This window comes from Streptomyces sp. NPDC024017 (assembly GCF_040638895.1).
GTDB lineage: Bacteria > Actinomycetota > Actinomycetes > Streptomycetales > Streptomycetaceae > Streptomyces.
The window spans coordinates 71,713-86,054 of record NZ_JBEZYZ010000018.1; the positions used below are offsets into that span (position 1 = coordinate 71,713).

The 14,342-nt window shown below is 70.5% G+C and carries 16 protein-coding genes; 5 read left to right on the forward strand and 11 right to left on the reverse strand.

All coding sequences use genetic code 11. The annotated features are described in order from the left end of the window. Positions 1–38: 38 nt before the first annotated feature. Together AB0G20_RS35990 and AB0G20_RS35995 are read left to right on the forward strand one after the other, a co-directional pair. A complete protein-coding gene (locus AB0G20_RS35990) occupies positions 39–362 on the forward strand; it encodes a DUF427 domain-containing protein (protein ID WP_361310107.1) in 324 nt (107 codons plus the stop codon). Between the two features lie 61 nt (positions 363–423). Further along, positions 424–1,206 (forward strand): alpha/beta hydrolase, encoded by a 783-nt coding sequence (locus AB0G20_RS35995; protein ID WP_361310110.1) that lies wholly within the window; start codon positions 424–426, stop codon positions 1,204–1,206. 57 nt (positions 1,207–1,263) lie between these two features. Here AB0G20_RS35995 and mnmA read toward each other — a convergent pair whose 3' ends face one another. Then, positions 1,264–2,394: a tRNA 2-thiouridine(34) synthase MnmA gene (mnmA, locus tag AB0G20_RS36000; protein WP_361310112.1), complete on the reverse strand. Its 1,131-nt coding sequence runs from the start codon at positions 2,392–2,394 to the stop codon at positions 1,264–1,266. A gap of 60 nt (positions 2,395–2,454) precedes the next feature. Here mnmA and AB0G20_RS36005 point away from each other — a divergent pair, with 60 nt between their 5' ends. Continuing rightward, the gene (locus tag AB0G20_RS36005) at positions 2,455–3,120 is read left to right on the forward strand and encodes a peptidoglycan recognition family protein (protein ID WP_361310114.1); all 666 of its coding nucleotides are present in this window, start codon (positions 2,455–2,457) and stop codon (positions 3,118–3,120) included. Between the two features lie 56 nt (positions 3,121–3,176). Here AB0G20_RS36005 and AB0G20_RS36010 read toward each other — a convergent pair whose 3' ends face one another. From AB0G20_RS36010 to AB0G20_RS36020, 3 genes are all read right to left on the reverse strand, one after another. After that, positions 3,177–4,346, reverse strand: a complete 1,170-nt coding sequence (locus AB0G20_RS36010) for a cysteine desulfurase family protein (protein ID WP_361310116.1) — start codon at positions 4,344–4,346, stop codon at positions 3,177–3,179. A 140-nt stretch (positions 4,347–4,486) separates the two neighbouring features. Beyond that, complete coding sequence (locus tag AB0G20_RS36015; protein ID WP_031103607.1) at positions 4,487–4,753, reverse strand: hypothetical protein; 267 nt, start codon at positions 4,751–4,753, stop codon at positions 4,487–4,489. A 44-nt stretch (positions 4,754–4,797) separates the two neighbouring features. Then, on the reverse strand, positions 4,798–5,013 hold the full coding sequence (locus AB0G20_RS36020; protein ID WP_361310212.1) for a hypothetical protein: 216 nt from the start codon (positions 5,011–5,013) through the stop codon (positions 4,798–4,800). 65 nt (positions 5,014–5,078) lie between these two features. Here AB0G20_RS36020 and AB0G20_RS36025 point away from each other — a divergent pair, with 65 nt between their 5' ends. Continuing rightward, entirely contained in the window at positions 5,079–5,717 is a 639-nt protein-coding gene (locus AB0G20_RS36025; protein ID WP_361310119.1) for a TetR family transcriptional regulator, read from the forward strand. 101 nt (positions 5,718–5,818) lie between these two features. Here the strand turns inward: AB0G20_RS36025 and AB0G20_RS36030 are convergent, their stop codons facing one another. Then, a complete protein-coding gene (locus AB0G20_RS36030) occupies positions 5,819–6,232 on the reverse strand; it encodes a hypothetical protein (protein ID WP_361310122.1) in 414 nt (137 codons plus the stop codon). A gap of 109 nt (positions 6,233–6,341) precedes the next feature. After that, positions 6,342–7,202, reverse strand: a complete 861-nt coding sequence (locus AB0G20_RS36035) for a thioesterase family protein (protein ID WP_361310124.1) — start codon at positions 7,200–7,202, stop codon at positions 6,342–6,344. A 144-nt stretch (positions 7,203–7,346) separates the two neighbouring features. Between AB0G20_RS36035 and AB0G20_RS36040 the strand changes: the two genes are divergently transcribed. Further along, complete coding sequence (locus tag AB0G20_RS36040) at positions 7,347–8,582, forward strand: alpha/beta hydrolase-fold protein (RefSeq protein ID WP_361310126.1); 1,236 nt, start codon at positions 7,347–7,349, stop codon at positions 8,580–8,582. Here the strand turns inward: AB0G20_RS36040 and AB0G20_RS36045 are convergent. The 5 genes from AB0G20_RS36045 to AB0G20_RS36065 form a co-directional block, all read right to left on the reverse strand. Next, positions 8,473–9,147, reverse strand: a complete 675-nt coding sequence (locus tag AB0G20_RS36045; protein ID WP_361310128.1) for a trimeric intracellular cation channel family protein — start codon at positions 9,145–9,147, stop codon at positions 8,473–8,475. The genes AB0G20_RS36040 and AB0G20_RS36045 overlap by 110 nt on opposite strands. Before the next feature lie 84 nt (positions 9,148–9,231). Beyond that, positions 9,232–10,392 (reverse strand): dipeptide ABC transporter ATP-binding protein, encoded by a 1,161-nt coding sequence (locus AB0G20_RS36050; RefSeq protein ID WP_361310130.1) that lies wholly within the window; start codon positions 10,390–10,392, stop codon positions 9,232–9,234. Next, positions 10,389–11,471 carry an ABC transporter ATP-binding protein gene (locus AB0G20_RS36055; RefSeq protein WP_361310132.1) on the reverse strand — a complete coding sequence of 361 codons (1,083 nt, stop codon included), beginning with the start codon at positions 11,469–11,471 and terminating at the stop codon, positions 10,389–10,391. Before AB0G20_RS36055 ends, AB0G20_RS36050 begins: the two co-directional genes overlap by 4 nt. Further along, the gene (locus tag AB0G20_RS36060) at positions 11,468–12,478 is read right to left on the reverse strand and encodes an ABC transporter permease (protein WP_361310134.1); all 1,011 of its coding nucleotides are present in this window, start codon (positions 12,476–12,478) and stop codon (positions 11,468–11,470) included. Before AB0G20_RS36060 ends, AB0G20_RS36055 begins: the two co-directional genes overlap by 4 nt. A gap of 91 nt (positions 12,479–12,569) precedes the next feature. Then, on the reverse strand, positions 12,570–14,336 hold the full coding sequence (locus AB0G20_RS36065; RefSeq protein WP_361310136.1) for an ABC transporter substrate-binding protein: 1,767 nt from the start codon (positions 14,334–14,336) through the stop codon (positions 12,570–12,572). Between the last annotated feature and the right edge of the window lie 6 nt (positions 14,337–14,342).

Below are 14,342 nucleotides of genomic sequence, written 5' to 3' on the forward strand. Positions count from 1 at the left end.
CTGTACCGGAGGAGTCGGCTACCCAAGGAGGGGCGATCGTGACCACAGGGCATCGCATCACCATCGAGCGGAGCGGCGGGCACGTGCGCGTGGTGCACGGAGGGCAGGTGCTGGCGGAGAGCGACAGGTCGCTGGTCCTGCGCGAGACGGGCTGTCCCGAGCGGTACTACATCCCGCCCGAGGACGTGCGCCTGGACCTGCTGACGCCGTCCGACGCCCAGACGTACTGCCCGTTCAAGGGCACCGCCTCCTACTGGTCGCTGCCGGACGCGCCCGACCTCGTCTGGGCGTATCCGGACCCCAAGCCGGACGTCGCCGAGATCAAGGACCACCTGTGCTTCTACGAGGTGGAAGTGTTCTGATCGGCTGACGCGCCGCCCGCCTCACCGATGAATACCGCGCCGTGCGGCAGTCTGCATGGGCATGGACAAGAAGATCCTTTCGCGCGACGGCACCCGCATCGCCTACGAGAGCACCGGACGCGGCCCCGCGGTGGTTCTGGTGAGCGGCGCGATGTCGACGGGCGGCACCCTGGCGCCGCTGGCCGTGTCGCTCTCGGAGCGTTTCCAGGCCGTGGTGTACGACCGTCGGGGCCGCGGCGCCAGCGCGGACACCGCGCCGTACGCCGTGGAGCGTGAGGTCGAGGACCTGGCCGCGGTGATCGAGGCGGTGGGCGGCGAGGCGCTCCTGTACGGCATCTCCTCGGGCGGCGCTCTGGCGCTGGAGGCGGTGGCGAGCGGACTGCCGGTGCGGCGCGTGGCGGTCTACGAGACGCCGTTCGCGATGTCCGAGGAGGGCGCCAAGGAGCGTGCTGAGTACACCGAGCGGCTGACGGAGGCGCTCGGCGAGGGGCGGCGCGGAGACGCGGTCGAGCTGTTCCTGCGGCTGACGGGCCTGGCCGAGGGGGTGATCCAGGGCGCCCGCCAGTCCCCCATGTGGGCCGCCATGGAGGCGATGGCCTCCAGCCTCGCCTACGACGACGCCGTCATGCGCGACGGCCGGGTCCCGCGTGAGCGGCTGGGCTCGGTCGGCGTCCCCGTCCTGGCGGTCGCGGGTGACGCGAGCCCGGCCTGGCTGCGCGAGGCGGCCCGGGCCATCGCGGACTCGGTCCCCGAGGGCACGTACCGCACGCTCCAGGGGCAGACGCACATGGTCGAGCCGAACGTGCTGGCCCCGGTGCTGACGGACTTCTTCAGCCGGGACTGAGGCGGGCGGCACGGGGGCACGCGCGTGTGGAGCCCGTCCCCGGGTCCCGCTGCGGGATCAGGCCACGCCCGCCGTCGCCCGGGTCGTCGACGCGATGGTCGCCGAGCCCACCACGCGCGTGCCGTCGTACAGCACGATCGCCTGGCCGGGGGCGACGCCGCGGACGGGCTCGGTGAAGGTGACCTCCAGGGAGCCGTCGACGACCTCGGCGCTCACCTCGGTCTCGCCGCCGTGGGCGCGCAGCTGGGCCGTGTAGGTGCCGGGGCCGGTGGGGGCTGCGCCGCACCAGCGGGGCTTGATGGCGGTGAGGGCGCTGACGTCCAGGGCGGAGGCCGGGCCGACGGTCACCGTGTTGTCCACCGGCGAGATGTCGAGGACGTAGCGCGGCTTGCCGTCGGGCGCCGGGGTGCCGATGCGTAGGCCCTTGCGCTGGCCGATGGTGAAGCCGTACGCGCCCTCGTGCGTGCCGAGCTTCGCTCCGGTCTCGTCGACGATGTCGCCCTCGGACCTGCCGAGCCGGTCCGCCAGGAAGCCCTGGGTGTCGCCGTCGGCGATGAAGCAGATGTCGTGCGAGTCGGGCTTCTTGGCCACGGCCAGGCCCCTGCGCTCGGCCTCGGCGCGGATCTCGTCCTTGGTGGTGACGGTGTCGCCGAGCGGGAACATGGCGTGGGCGAGCTGCCGGTCGTCGAGCACGCCGAGGACGTACGACTGGTCCTTGGCCATGTCGGAGGCGCGGTGCAGCTCGCGAGTGCCGTCCTCGCGCACGATCACCTGGGCGTAGTGGCCGGTGCAGACCGCGTCGAAGCCCAGCGCGAGCGCCTTGTCGAGGAGCGCGGCGAACTTGATCTTCTCGTTGCAGCGCAGGCAGGGGTTGGGGGTGCGGCCGGCCTCGTACTCGGCGACGAAGTCCTCGACGACGTCCTCGCGGAAGCGGTCGGCGAGGTCCCACACGTAGAACGGGATGCCGATGACGTCCGCGGCGCGGCGGGCGTCGCGCGAGTCCTCGATGGTGCAGCAGCCCCGCGCGCCCGTCCGGAAGGATTGGGGGTTGGCGGAGAGCGCGAGGTGGACGCCGGTCACGTCGTGGCCCGCTTCGGCGGCGCGGGCGGCGGCGACGGCGGAGTCGACTCCGCCGGACATGGCGGCCAGGACGCGGAGGGGGCGGGGGCGCTGCGGGGTTTCAGTCATAACCCTTCCAGGGTACGGGGGCGCGGGAACCAGGGCCGCCGGGTATCCGTTGACGATCACATGGGAGAGCGGAAGGCTTCGAAGGACGGCGACCGGAAGGTCGGCCGCCGCGCGCTGCTGATCGGCGGCACGGTCGCCGCGGCGGGCTCCGCCGTACTGGCCCGGGACGAGCTGGCGCGGCTGTGGTGGCGTGCGCCGGGCGTCGAGAAGCCGCGCAAGGAGGGCGAGGTCGACTACACGGGCGCGCGCTGGGTGGCGGCGTCGGACGCGAACTGGCGGCGCGCGGACCGCCCCGACGACTACGGCATAGACATGGTCGTCGTCCACGTCACGCAGGGCAGCTTCCACAGCGCGGTGAAGGCCTTCCAGGACCCGGGGCACAAGGCGGCCGCGCACTACATCGTCCGCCGGGACGGGCATGTCACGCAGATGATCCGCGAGCTGGACGTGGCGTACCACGCGGGCAACCGCGACTACAACGAGCGCAGTGTCGGCATCGAGCACGAGGGCTTCGTGGACCGCCCGCAGGACCTCACGGACGAGATGTACGAGGCCTCGGCCCGTCTCACGGCCCGGATCTGCGCCCGCTACGACATACCCGTCGACCGCGAGCACATCATCGGCCACGTGGAGGTCCCGGGCACGGACCACACCGACCCGGGGCGGCACTGGGACTGGGAGAAGTACATGCGCCTGATACGTCGGGCGCGCACGACACCGGCCTGACCGTACGGTCCCGTTCCCGCGTTCCCGACCGCCGCCGGGGTTCCCGTCGGGCGGTGCTACGTCAGGCCCGCCGCCCTCGCCCGTTCCACCGCCGGGCCGATGGCCTTCGCCAGGGCCTCGACGTCGGCCTCGGTGGAGGTGTGGCCGAGGGAGAAGCGCAGGGTGCCGCGGGCCAGGTCGGGGTCGGTGCCGGTGGCCAGGAGGACATGGCTGGGCTGGGCGACGCCGGCGGTGCAGGCGGAGCCGGTGGAGCACTCGATGCCCTGGGCGTCGAGCAGGAGCAGCAGGGAGTCGCCCTCGCAGCCGGGGAAGGTGAAGTGCGCGTTGGCCGGAAGGCGCCCCTCCGGGTCCGGGTCGCCGCCGAGGATCGCGTCCGGCACGGCCGAACGGACCGCGGTGACGAGGGCGTCGCGCAGGGCGCCGATCTCGCGGGCGAACCACTCGCGTTGTTCGGCGGCCAGCCGCCCGGCGACGGCGAAGGAGGCTACGGCGGGCACGTCGAGGGTGCCGGAGCGCACATGGCGCTCCTGGCCACCGCCGTGCAGGACCGGTACGGGGGTGTGCTCACGGCCGAGGATCAGCGCGCCGATGCCGTAGGGGCCGCCGATCTTGTGGCCCGAGACGGTCATCGCGGCGAGGCCGGAGGCGCCGAAGTCCACGGGGATCTGGCCGAAGGCCTGGACGGCGTCCGAATGCAGCGGGACCCCGAACTCGGCTGCCGCGTCGGCGAGTTCACGGACCGGCAGGATCGTCCCGATCTCGTTGTTCGCCCACATGACGGTGGCGAGGGCCACGTCGTCGGGGTTGCGGGCGATCGCCTCGCGCAGGGCGTCCGGGTGGACGCGGCCGTGGGAGTCGACCGGCAGGTACTCGATGGTGGCGCCCTCGTGTTCGCCGAGCCAGTGCACGGCGTCGAGGACCGCGTGGTGTTCGACGGGGCTGGCGAGGACGCGGGTGCGGGCCGGGTCGGCGTCGCGGCGTGACCAGTAAAGGCCCTTGACGGCGAGGTTGTCGGCCTCCGTGCCGCCCGAGGTGAAGACGACCTCGCTGGGGCGGGCGCCGAGGGCTTCGGCGAGGGTCTCGCGGGCCTCCTCGACGGTGCGGCGGGCCTGCCTGCCGGATGCGTGGAGGGAGGACGCGTTGCCGGTGGCACCCAGCTGGGCGGTGAGCGCCTCTGCCGCCTCCGGAAGCATCGGGGTGGTCGCGGCGTGGTCGAGGTAAGCCATGGTGAGCCCGATTCTACGGCTCCCCTTCGACCGGCCTCAGATCAAGGCTGGCCGAACGTGCGGCGCTGTCCGGCGCGGCGACGGCCCGTCGTCCCCGGGCCCGGCCGCGGCGTACCGGCGGACGGTTGTCCGACGGCGGCTCAGAAGCTCCACGAGATGGTGCTGTCGAACTCCATGAAGGCCGCGAGGACCAGCAGGTCGGCGACGCCCAGGCCCAGGCCCAGCAGCGCGCGGCCGCGGCGCTCGGTGCCGCGCCACAGGGCGACGCTCGCCAGCACGATGGCGATGGGGCCGAGGAAGAGGTTGAGCACGAGCAGGCCGAGCAGGCCGAGGATGAAGGACGCGACGGCCATGCCGTCGGTGTCACGGATGCCGGTGCGGCGCGAGGCCGGAGCGGTGAGCTGCATGATGATCGACTCCCGGTTGCGGATCGAAGGGGTGGTGGTCGATGTCAGTGGGCCTGCGTGTGGCGGCGACGGCCGCGCTCGCGGAGCGCGAAGATGCCGAGCCAGACGGCGATGACGGCACCGACCGCGAGGGAGAAGCTGAGCGGCGCGTGGGCGACGGTGCCCAGGACGACACCCAGCAGCAGGAGTGCGGCGACGATGAACAGCACGGGAATCAACCCCCAGGGTTTCGGTGAACGGTTGTAGTTACAGTTGTTCACTGACTTCCCAGTCTAACGCCTCTCATGACTTTTCAATTCCAGAGAACAGTTGTTAACTGCATGGTATGAGTCACACCCTCGGCATCCGGCAGGCCCAGAAGCAGAAGACCCGGCAGGCACTCCTGGACGCGGCCCTGGGGCTGCTGGAGGAACAGAGCCTGAGCAGCCTGGGACTGCGTGAGGTCACCCGTGCCGTCGGCGTCGCCCCGACCGCCTTCTACCGCCACTTCCGCTCCACGGCGGATCTGGGCGTGGCCCTGGTCGAGGAGGCGCTGGGCAGCCTGCACCCGATGATCCGGACGACGGTGTCCACGACGGGCGACCGCGAGGAACGCGTCACGCGCACCATCGAGCTGATCGCCCGTCACGTCGACGGGTACCCCGCACATGTCCGGTTCATCGCCCGTGAACGACATGGCGGAGTTCAGCCGGTCCGGGAGGCGATACGGGAGCAACTGGCCCGGTTCGCCCAGGAGGTCAAGGACGAACTGGCCAAGGATCCGGTCTCCCGCGGCTGGAGCGAGGACGACCTGCTGATGCTCGCGCATCTCTACGTCGACCAGATGCTGAGCACGGCGTCGCTGTTCCTGGAGGCCCTGGAGGGGCCGGAGGAGGAGCGCCCCGACCGGACCCGGCACGTCGCACAGCTGGCGACCCGCCAGATGCGGCTGATCGGCCTTGGCCGGCACCACTGGCTGGATTGACACCCTCGGACAACACACCGGGGCGGCGCGCCCGTTCGCCGGACGCGCCGCCCCTGCCGTGCCCCGGGGGCCCGGGGTCGGCCTTCCTGCGTCTACTGCGCCTACTGCTCCTTCTGCGACTGCTGAGATTGCTGCCCCTGCCCCTGCCCGCCCGCGGCCTGGCCGCCGCCACCGGGGCCGCCGCAGCCGCCGCCCTGGCCGCCGCCGGGGCCTCCCTGCCCGCCTCCGGGCGCGCCGCTGGGCATCCCCGAGGGAGCTCCGGACGGCACGCCCGTCGGCTTGTCACCCGCGGAGGCGGCGCCCGACGGGGCGCCCGACGGGGCCCCCGAGGGTGCGCCGGAAGGAGCACCGGACGGAGCGCCCGAAGCCGCCCCCGACGGTGCCTGGCAGGCCTGCTGCCCGGAACCACCGCCACTGTTCGAGGACGACGAGGAGTCACCCGACCCGCAGGCCACCAGGGCCAGGGGCGAGAGCGCCAGCAGGGCCACGGCGGGGAGGAGACGCACACGCTTCATGAGAGACAGCTCCAGGGAAGATGAGGGAGTCCTGAGGCGAGTACTCAACCAACGCCGCTTAGGCCTCCCTTGGGGCCGCCCTGTGACCTGCCTGTCAACGAGGCGAAGTTCAGCCCAGCCGGACCCGCGCCAGCTGCCGGGACTGCGCGACCAGCCGGTCCGCGCTGTCCCACACCTCGGCGTCCTCCTCCAGGAAGCCGCCGGCGAGGTTGCGCGTGGTGATCGACACCCGCAGCGGCCCCGGCGCCGGGCGGCAGCGGACGTGCACGGTCAGCTCGACGGTCGGCACCCACCCCTTCAGCCCGATCTCGAAGGCGGTGGGCGGCAGCGCGTCCACCGCGAGCAGCAGGGAGAGCGGGTCGGGGTCGCGCCCGTCCGCGAGGCCGAACCAGGCCCGCATCTCGCCCTTGCCGGAGGGCTGTCCGAGAGCCCAGCCCAGGGTCGACGGGTCGAGCTTGAGCATCAGGCGGTCGGCGATGGCCGAGCTGCCGTCGACGGGGGCGGGCCCGTCCTCCGGGCCGAAGCAGTGCTCCAGCGGCGGGATCGCGGGCGGCCGGGCCGTCGTACGGACGTCGTCGGGCAGGGCGTCCAGGTCGCCGTAGGAGGCGAGGACGCGGATGCGTTCCACCTCGCGGCCCTCGTCGTCGTACTGGAAGAGGGAGGCCTGGCCGGTCGACAGGGTGCGGCCGGTGCGGACGACGTCCGTGCGCACGACCGCCGGGCCGGGCTGGGACGCGGTCAGGTAGTGCGCCGAGATCGTGAAGGGGTCGGCGTGCGGCAGGGCGTCCGCGAGGGCGCGACCCAGGACGGCCAGCAGGTAGCCGCCGTTGACGGCACTGATGATCGTCCAGCCTGCGGAGAGGTCGATGTCGTAGACGCCGGGCGCGCGGCGGGTGAGCGCGGTGTCGCGGTCGAACTCGCTGTCGCCGATCGTGGCCCGGGCGGCCGGGGCGGTGGCTGCTTCTGGCATGGCTGAACAGTACAAGAACTAGCTACTAAGCGGTAGCTTTGTGTTCGCGACCCGGGTCACGCCCGGGTGAGACAGGGGCAATTTCTCGGTAAGTGTCCGAACTCGTCCGTGAACCCTCGGGCCTTTTCCGTCCTCTGCAGGGGCATGAGCCTCACCGGGACACCGTTCCTCTGCACGCTGGTCGTACTGTCCGTCGTCGCCCTCGTGGCGCCGCTGGTCCTCTGGTCGCGCATCGGCGGGCCCCGCGTCCTGCGTGCCGCGGCCCGGGCGCTGATGCTGCTGTTCGCGCAGGGGACGGCCGTGGCCCTGGTCTTCACGCTGGTCAACAACGCCAACAACCTGTACGACAACTGGGCCGACCTGCTCGGCACCGGCGACCATGTGCAGCAGGCGGCGGACCTGGGCGCCGACGGCACCGGCGGCATCGCGCTCAAGCGGCTGCCCAAGGTGCGGCAGACCTTCGAGCCGGCCACCGGACCCGGCATGAGCGCGGCCGGCGGGGTGCGGGTGACCCAGCTCAGGGGCCGGGTGTCGGGGGTGAACGCCGAAGTCTACGTCTGGCTGCCGCCGCAGTACGGCGAACCGGCCTACCGGCACCACAGGTTCCCGGTCGTGGAGCTGCTGCCCGGCTACCCCGGCTCGTCGAAGGCGTGGTTCGGCTCGCTGCACGCGCACGAGCAGCTGGAGCCGCTGATGCGCGACGGCCGGGTGGCCCCGTACATTTTGGTCGCGCCCCGCACCAACCTGCTGGCCGGCGTGGACACGGGATGCGCCAACATCCCGGGCACGGTCGACGCCGACACCTGGCTGAGCGTCGACGTCCCGAATATGGTCATGGACAACTTCCGCGCCCAGTCCGCCCCGCGGGGCTGGGCCGTCGCCGGCTACTCGGCCGGGGCGCACTGCGCGGCCCGGCTCGCCGTCGCCCACCCCGACCGCTACCGGGCCGCCGTCAGCCTGTCCGGCTACAACGACCCGATCGGCGAACGCGACTCGCTCACCGCGCAGAACACCACGCTGCGCGCCGAGAACAACCCGTACCTGATGCTGCGCAGGGCGCCCGTCCCGCCGCGGATCGCGCTGTACCTCTCCGGCCAGCCGCACGACGGCTACGAGGCCGCCGTGGCCCTGGAGCAGACCGCGAAGGCCCCGACGACCGTGCACGTCGTGTACATCCCGAAGAGCGCGGGCGGCCACAACATGGCGCTGTGGCGGCCGCAGGTGGTCCCGGTGTTCCGCTGGCTGACCCAGGAGATGGGCGCCCGTCCCGTCACGGCAGGACGGGCTGCTCCTCCTCGCTCACCGTCGACCGCCGGTGCCACGCCCGCGGAGCTCGCCAGTGATACCGCATCGCGAGCAGGCGCAGTACGAAGGCGGTGATCACCGCGACACCACCGGTGAGCGGGTTCAGGGCGTCGTAGCGGATGCACAGGGCGACCAGGGCGGAGCCGACGATCGCCGGGACCGCGTACAGGTCGCGGTCCCAGCGCAGCAGCGAGGGCACCTCGTTGGCGAGCACGTCGCGCAGCACACCGCCGCCCACGGCGGTGGTCAGCCCCAGACCGGCGGAGGCGGTCAGGCCGAGCCCGTACTCGTACGCCTTGGTCGTGCCGGCGACACAGAACAGGCCGAGGCCGGCCGCGTCGAAGACGTTCACGGCGACCTGGATGCGCTCCACCTGGGGGTGCAGGAAGAAGACGAGGAGGGTGGCGAGCAGCGGGGTGAGGAAGTACCCCAGGTCCGTGAAGGCCGCGGGCGGTACGGCCCCGATGACCAGGTCACGGAAGAGCCCGCCGCCCAGTGCGGTGACCTCGGCGAGGACGGCCATGCCGAACACGTCGAAGTTCTTGCGCACGGCCAGCAGGGCGCCGGAGATCGCGAAGACGAAGATGCCGATCAGGTCGAGCGTGTGCTGGACGGACGGGCTGAAGAGTTGCTGGAGCACCCGAACATTTTCACCCACGGGTGAGCCCCCGCCCTGAGGTACGAGGACGGGGGCTCGGGCGGGTTCAGTCGCGGCCCTGCGGACTCACTTCTCCACAGGCGCGGCGTCGCTCCCCGGGGTCTTCGCCTCGTTCTTCTCGGCGACCGCCTCGTGGGCCGAGGAGAGCAGCTTGGTGTCCTGCGGCTGCTGGTCCTCGAAGTTCTCCGGGTGGTGACAGGCGACCTGCTGCCCGGCCCGCAGCTCCACCAGCGGCGGCTCGGTCGTCTTGCACATCTCCGTCGCCTTCCAGCACCGGGTGTGGAAACGGCAGCCGCTCGGCGGGGCGATCGGCGAGGGCACGTCGCCCTTGAGCAGGATGCGCTCGCTCTTGACGCCCCGGCGCTTCGGATCCGGTATCGGCACGGCCGACAGCAGGGCCTTGGAGTACGGGTGCATCGGCGACTTGTACAGCTTGTCGCGGTCGGCCAGCTCGACGATCTTGCCGAGGTACATCACCGCGATCCGGTCCGAGACGTGCCGGACGACCGACAGGTCGTGCGCGATGATCACGTAGGTCAGGCCCAGCTCCTCCTGGAGGTCGTCCAGCAGGTTCACCACCTGCGCCTGGATCGACACGTCCAGCGCGGAGACCGGCTCGTCCGCCACGACGAGCTTGGGGTTGAGCGCGAGCGCGCGGGCGATGCCGATGCGCTGGCGCTGGCCGCCGGAGAACTCGTGCGGATAGCGGTTGTAGTGCTCGGGGTTGAGGCCGACCACCGACAGCAGCCGCTGGACCTCCTTCTTCACGCCACCCTCGGGCTCGACGCCCTGGAGCCGGAAGGGGGCGCCGACGATCGTGCCGATCGTGTGCCGGGGGTTCAGCGAGGAGTACGGGTCCTGGAAGATCATCTGCACGTCGCGGCGCATGGGGCGCAGCTCGCCGGGCTTCTGGTGCGTGATGTCCTTGCCCTCGAACTCGACCGAGCCTCCGGTCGGTTCGAGCAGCCGGGTGATCAGCCGCCCCATGGTGGACTTGCCGCAGCCCGACTCGCCGACGACGCCGAGCGTCTCGCCCCTGCGCACCTCGAAGTCGATGCCGTCGACGGCGCGCACCGCGCCGGTCTGCCGCTGCAGCAGGCCCTTGCGGATCGGGAAGTGCTTCTGAAGGCCGGTCACCTTCAGCAGGACATCGCCGTCGGCGGTGGTGCCCTTGGTGAGGGTGCTCCCGCTCGTGTCCGGTGTGCTCACCGTTTTGTCGTCGCTCACAGCTTCGGCGCAATCTCTTCGGTCCAGATACGCTCCCGCTGCTCCTGCGTCATGTGGCAGGCGGCCCAGTGCGAGCCGCCGACCTCGGTCAGCTCGGGGCGGACCGTGCGGGTGACGTTGTCCTTCGGGATGTCCGCATACGGGCAGCGCGGGTTGAAGGCGCAGCCGGACGGGAGGTTGATGAGGGAGGGCGGCGCGCCCTTGATCGGGATGAGCCGGTCGGTCTCCTCGCGGTCCAGACGCGGCATCGAGCCGAGCAGGCCCCAGGTGTAGGGGTGGCGGGGCTCGGAGAACACGTCCTCGGCGGGGCCGCGCTCCACGCACCGGCCGCCGTACATGACCAGCAGGTCGTCGGCCATCTCGGCGACCACACCGAGGTCGTGGGTGATCATGATGACCGCGGAGCCGAACTCCTTCTGCAGATCGTGGATGAGGTCGAGGATCTGGGCCTGCACGGTGACGTCCAGGGCGGTGGTCGGCTCGTCGGCGATGAGCAGTTCGGGGTTGTTCACCAGCGCCATGGCGATCATGGCGCGCTGGCGCATACCGCCGGAGAACTCGTGCGGGTAGCCGTCGACGCGCTTGGCGGGCTCGGGGATGCCGACGCGGTCGAGCATCTCGATCGCCCGCTGCCTGGCGGCCTTCTTGCTGACGTCGTGGTGGACGCGGTACGCCTCGACGATCTGCTGCCCCACGGAGTAGTAGGGGTGCATCGCCGACAGCGGGTCCTGGAAGATCATGGCCATCTTCCGGCCGCGCAGCCGCCGAACGTCGTCGGGGTCGGCCGCGATCAGCTCCTGGCCGTCCAGCCAGACCTCGCCGGAGACCTTGGCGCGCGCCGAGCGGTGCAAGCCCATCACTCCGAGCGAGGTGACCGACTTGCCGGAGCCGGACTCGCCCACGATGCCCAGGGTCTTGCCCTTGCGCACGTCGAAGCTGACGCCGTCGACGGACTTGACCAGGCCGTCGTCGGTGTCGAAGTGGATGCGCAGATCACGGACGGACAGGAACACGTCGTCCGGGGCGGACGGGGCGGTGGTGTCCGGTTCGCCGAGCGCGGCTTTGTCGAGCTTGCTCACGAGTACCTCACCCGGGGGTCGATGGCGGCGTACACCAGGTCGACGATCAGATTGCAGAAGACGATGAAGAACGCGGCGACCAGGGTCACGCCCATCACGATGGGCAGGTCGTTGTCCTTGATGGCCTGGACCGAGTAGGCACCGATGCCCTGGAGGGAGAACACCGTCTCGGTGAGCACCGCGGTGCCGACCAGGGTGCCGAAGTCCATGCCGAAGATGGTGACGATCGGGGTGAGCGCGGAGCGCAGGCCGTGCTTGGCCACGACCGTGGTCTCCTTCAGACCCTTGGCCCTGGCCGTTCTGATGTAGTCCTCGCTCATCGTCTCCAGCATGCCCGCCCGGGTGAGCCGGGCGTAGAGCGCGGAGAAGAGGAACGCGAGGCTGACCCAGGGCAGCACCAGGTGCCAGGCCCATTCGGCGGGGTTCTCCGTGAACGGGACGTAGTCGATGCTCTCCCAGACGGGGATCTCGTAGACGAAGAGCGCGAGCAGGATCTGGCCGGTGAAGAAGATCGGCAGGGAGACGCCGGCGAGGGCGATGAACATGGCGGCGCGGTCGATCGGCTTGCCCTTGCGCAGGGCCGAGATGACACCGGTCGTCACACCGGAGATCAGCCAGATCACCGCCGCACCGATGGCAAGCGAGAAGGAGACCGGGATCCGCTGCTCCAACTGCGGCCACACCTCGATGTGGCTCTTGAAGGAGTACCCGAAGCAGGGTGCGCTGCAGTGCGTCGCGTCGGGACCGAACTTGTAGTCGGCGCCCACCACGAGGCCCTTGATGAACTCCCAGTACTGGACGTAGACCGGCTGGTCCAGTCCCAGGTTCTGCTTGATCGCGGCGACGGAGGCGGGGTTCGCGTCCTTGCCGACGTACTGGGTGGCCAACTGGTCGGCCGTCTGCCCCCCGAGGCGGGGAACGAGGAAGAAGATGGCGAAGGTGACTGCGCTGACCACCAGCAGCAACAGCACCGCGCCCATGACGCGTCGGAGGATGTACGCAGCCACAGCTGTACGGCCCCGGGTGGCCGCGGCGGGATCGTCCGCCGCGGCCACCCGGTGCCTTCACCTGCCTTTCGAAAGGATCCGGCCTGCTGAGTTACTTCGCGGAACTCATCAGCAGGTAGTCGTACATGCCGAGGTAGGCCTGCGTGACCGTGACGTTGTTCGCGGACGTCGGCCGGAGCAGCAGGTTCTTGCGGTAGATGACCGGGACGACCGAGGCGTTGTCGAGCACCATCTTGTCGATGTCACCCCAGGCCTTGGTGCGGGCCGCGTCGTCGGTGTTGGCGATCGCGTCCGTCAGGGCCTTGTTGATCTTCGGGTCGTCCAGCTCCATCAGGTTGTTGCCGCCCGAGGGCTTGATGGCGGCACCGTTGATGATCTGGTCGAGGAAGCCGTAGCCGGTCGGCCAGTCGGCACCCCACGCCATCGAGAGCATGCCGAGCTTGTTGTCGTGGACGTAGCTCGGGACACCGGCGAAGTTGGAGAAGTACTTGCCGGAGGGGAACTGCTTGATCTCGATGTTGATGCCGATCTTCTTCAGCGACGCCTGGACGGCCGTCGCCTGCGCCACCTCGGCGGGGCGGTCGGAGCGGGCCGTCAGGATCGTGTTGAAGCCGTTCGGCTTGCCGCACGCCTTCAGCGCCGCCTTGGCCTTGGCCACGTCACCCTTGTGACCCTCGGTCGCGTAGGTGTCGAACTTGGTGTAGCCGTTCACCGACGGCGGCAGCAGCGTGGTCGCCACGTCGCCCTTGGGCGAACCGCCCATGGCGTCGAGCACCGACTGCTTGTCGAGGCCCCACTGGACGGCCTTGCGGCAGTCGGCGTTGTCGAACGGCTTCACGTTCACGTTGAGCGCGATGTACTGCGTGGCGCCCGCGTAGGAGCTGTCCGTCTGGTTGGCGTACTTGCCGCGCAGCACCTTCGGCTGGGTCTGCGGCTGCACACCCGTGCCGGCCGCGTCAGCCGTGATCTTGTCGGAGAGCAGGTTGTTGTCGACCGTGACCGGGTTGACCTTGAACTTGATCGTGATCTTGTCCGGCAGGGCCTTGCGGACCGGGTCCGTCTTGGCGTCCCACTGCTTGTTGCGCACGAGGGTGGCGCTGCGGCCCTCCTCGTAGGACTGGAACTGGTACGGGCCGGAGGACTGGATGGCCTGCACGTACTTCGCACCGGTGTCCTTCGCCTTCGGCACCGGCGCCGTCTGCGAGAACGTCGCCAGGTAGTCGAAGTCGGCGAACGGCTGCTTCAGCTTGAAGACGATCGTCCGGTCGTCCGGCGTCTCGATGGACTTGATGCCCTCGGCGGACTTGTCCTTGTACGGGCCCTGGTACTTGTCGCCGCCCACCAGGTACGACTTGAAGTACGTCGGGCCGTTGGACAGCGCCTCGGGCGCGAAGTTGGAGCGCTCGATGGCGTACTTCACGTCCTTGGACGTCACCGGGGTGCCGTCCTGGAACTTCACACCCGCACGCAGCTTGTACGTCCAGGTCTTGGCGTCCGGGCTGGACTTGCCGAGTCCCTCGGCGAGGTCCGGCACGACCTCCAGGCCTTCCTTGCCCGCGGCCGGCTTGAACGTGGTGAGCGTCCGGCCGTAGAGGCGGGAGAAGTTCTGGACCCAGCCGTAGTACGTGTTGCCCGGGTCGAGGGAGTCCGGCACGTCCGAGTGCTCGTACGTGACCGTCCCTCCCTTCTTGTCCGACGCGTTGACGATCGAGTTCAGCGCGGCGTCCTTCTTGCCGTTGCCTCCCCCGTCGTTGTCGTCACCTCCGCCGCCGCACGCGGCAGCACCCAGCGACAGTGCCAGGACCGACGCAACGCCGGCGGTCACCCTTCTCGTCTTCACCTGAGGAAGCCCCCTCATTCGATG

Excerpts from the sequence above, each read along its gene's own strand:
- AB0G20_RS35995 (WP_361310110.1), top strand. The coding sequence starts at position 424 with ATGGACAAGAAGATCCTTTCGCGCGACGGCACCCGCATCGCCTACGAG.
- mnmA (WP_361310112.1), bottom strand. The coding sequence starts at position 2,394 with ATGACTGAAACCCCGCAGCGCCCCCGCCCCCTCCGCGTCCTGGCCGCC.
- AB0G20_RS36005 (WP_361310114.1), top strand. The coding sequence starts at position 2,455 with ATGGGAGAGCGGAAGGCTTCGAAGGACGGCGACCGGAAGGTCGGCCGC.
- AB0G20_RS36010 (WP_361310116.1), bottom strand. The coding sequence starts at position 4,346 with ATGGCTTACCTCGACCACGCCGCGACCACCCCGATGCTTCCGGAGGCG.
- AB0G20_RS36015 (WP_031103607.1), bottom strand. The coding sequence starts at position 4,753 with ATGCAGCTCACCGCTCCGGCCTCGCGCCGCACCGGCATCCGTGACACC.
- AB0G20_RS36025 (WP_361310119.1), top strand. The coding sequence starts at position 5,079 with ATGAGTCACACCCTCGGCATCCGGCAGGCCCAGAAGCAGAAGACCCGG.
- AB0G20_RS36030 (WP_361310122.1), bottom strand. The coding sequence starts at position 6,232 with ATGAAGCGTGTGCGTCTCCTCCCCGCCGTGGCCCTGCTGGCGCTCTCG.
- AB0G20_RS36035 (WP_361310124.1), bottom strand. The coding sequence starts at position 7,202 with ATGCCAGAAGCAGCCACCGCCCCGGCCGCCCGGGCCACGATCGGCGAC.
- AB0G20_RS36040 (WP_361310126.1), top strand. The coding sequence starts at position 7,347 with ATGAGCCTCACCGGGACACCGTTCCTCTGCACGCTGGTCGTACTGTCC.
- AB0G20_RS36065 (WP_361310136.1), bottom strand. The coding sequence starts at position 14,336 with ATGAGGGGGCTTCCTCAGGTGAAGACGAGAAGGGTGACCGCCGGCGTT.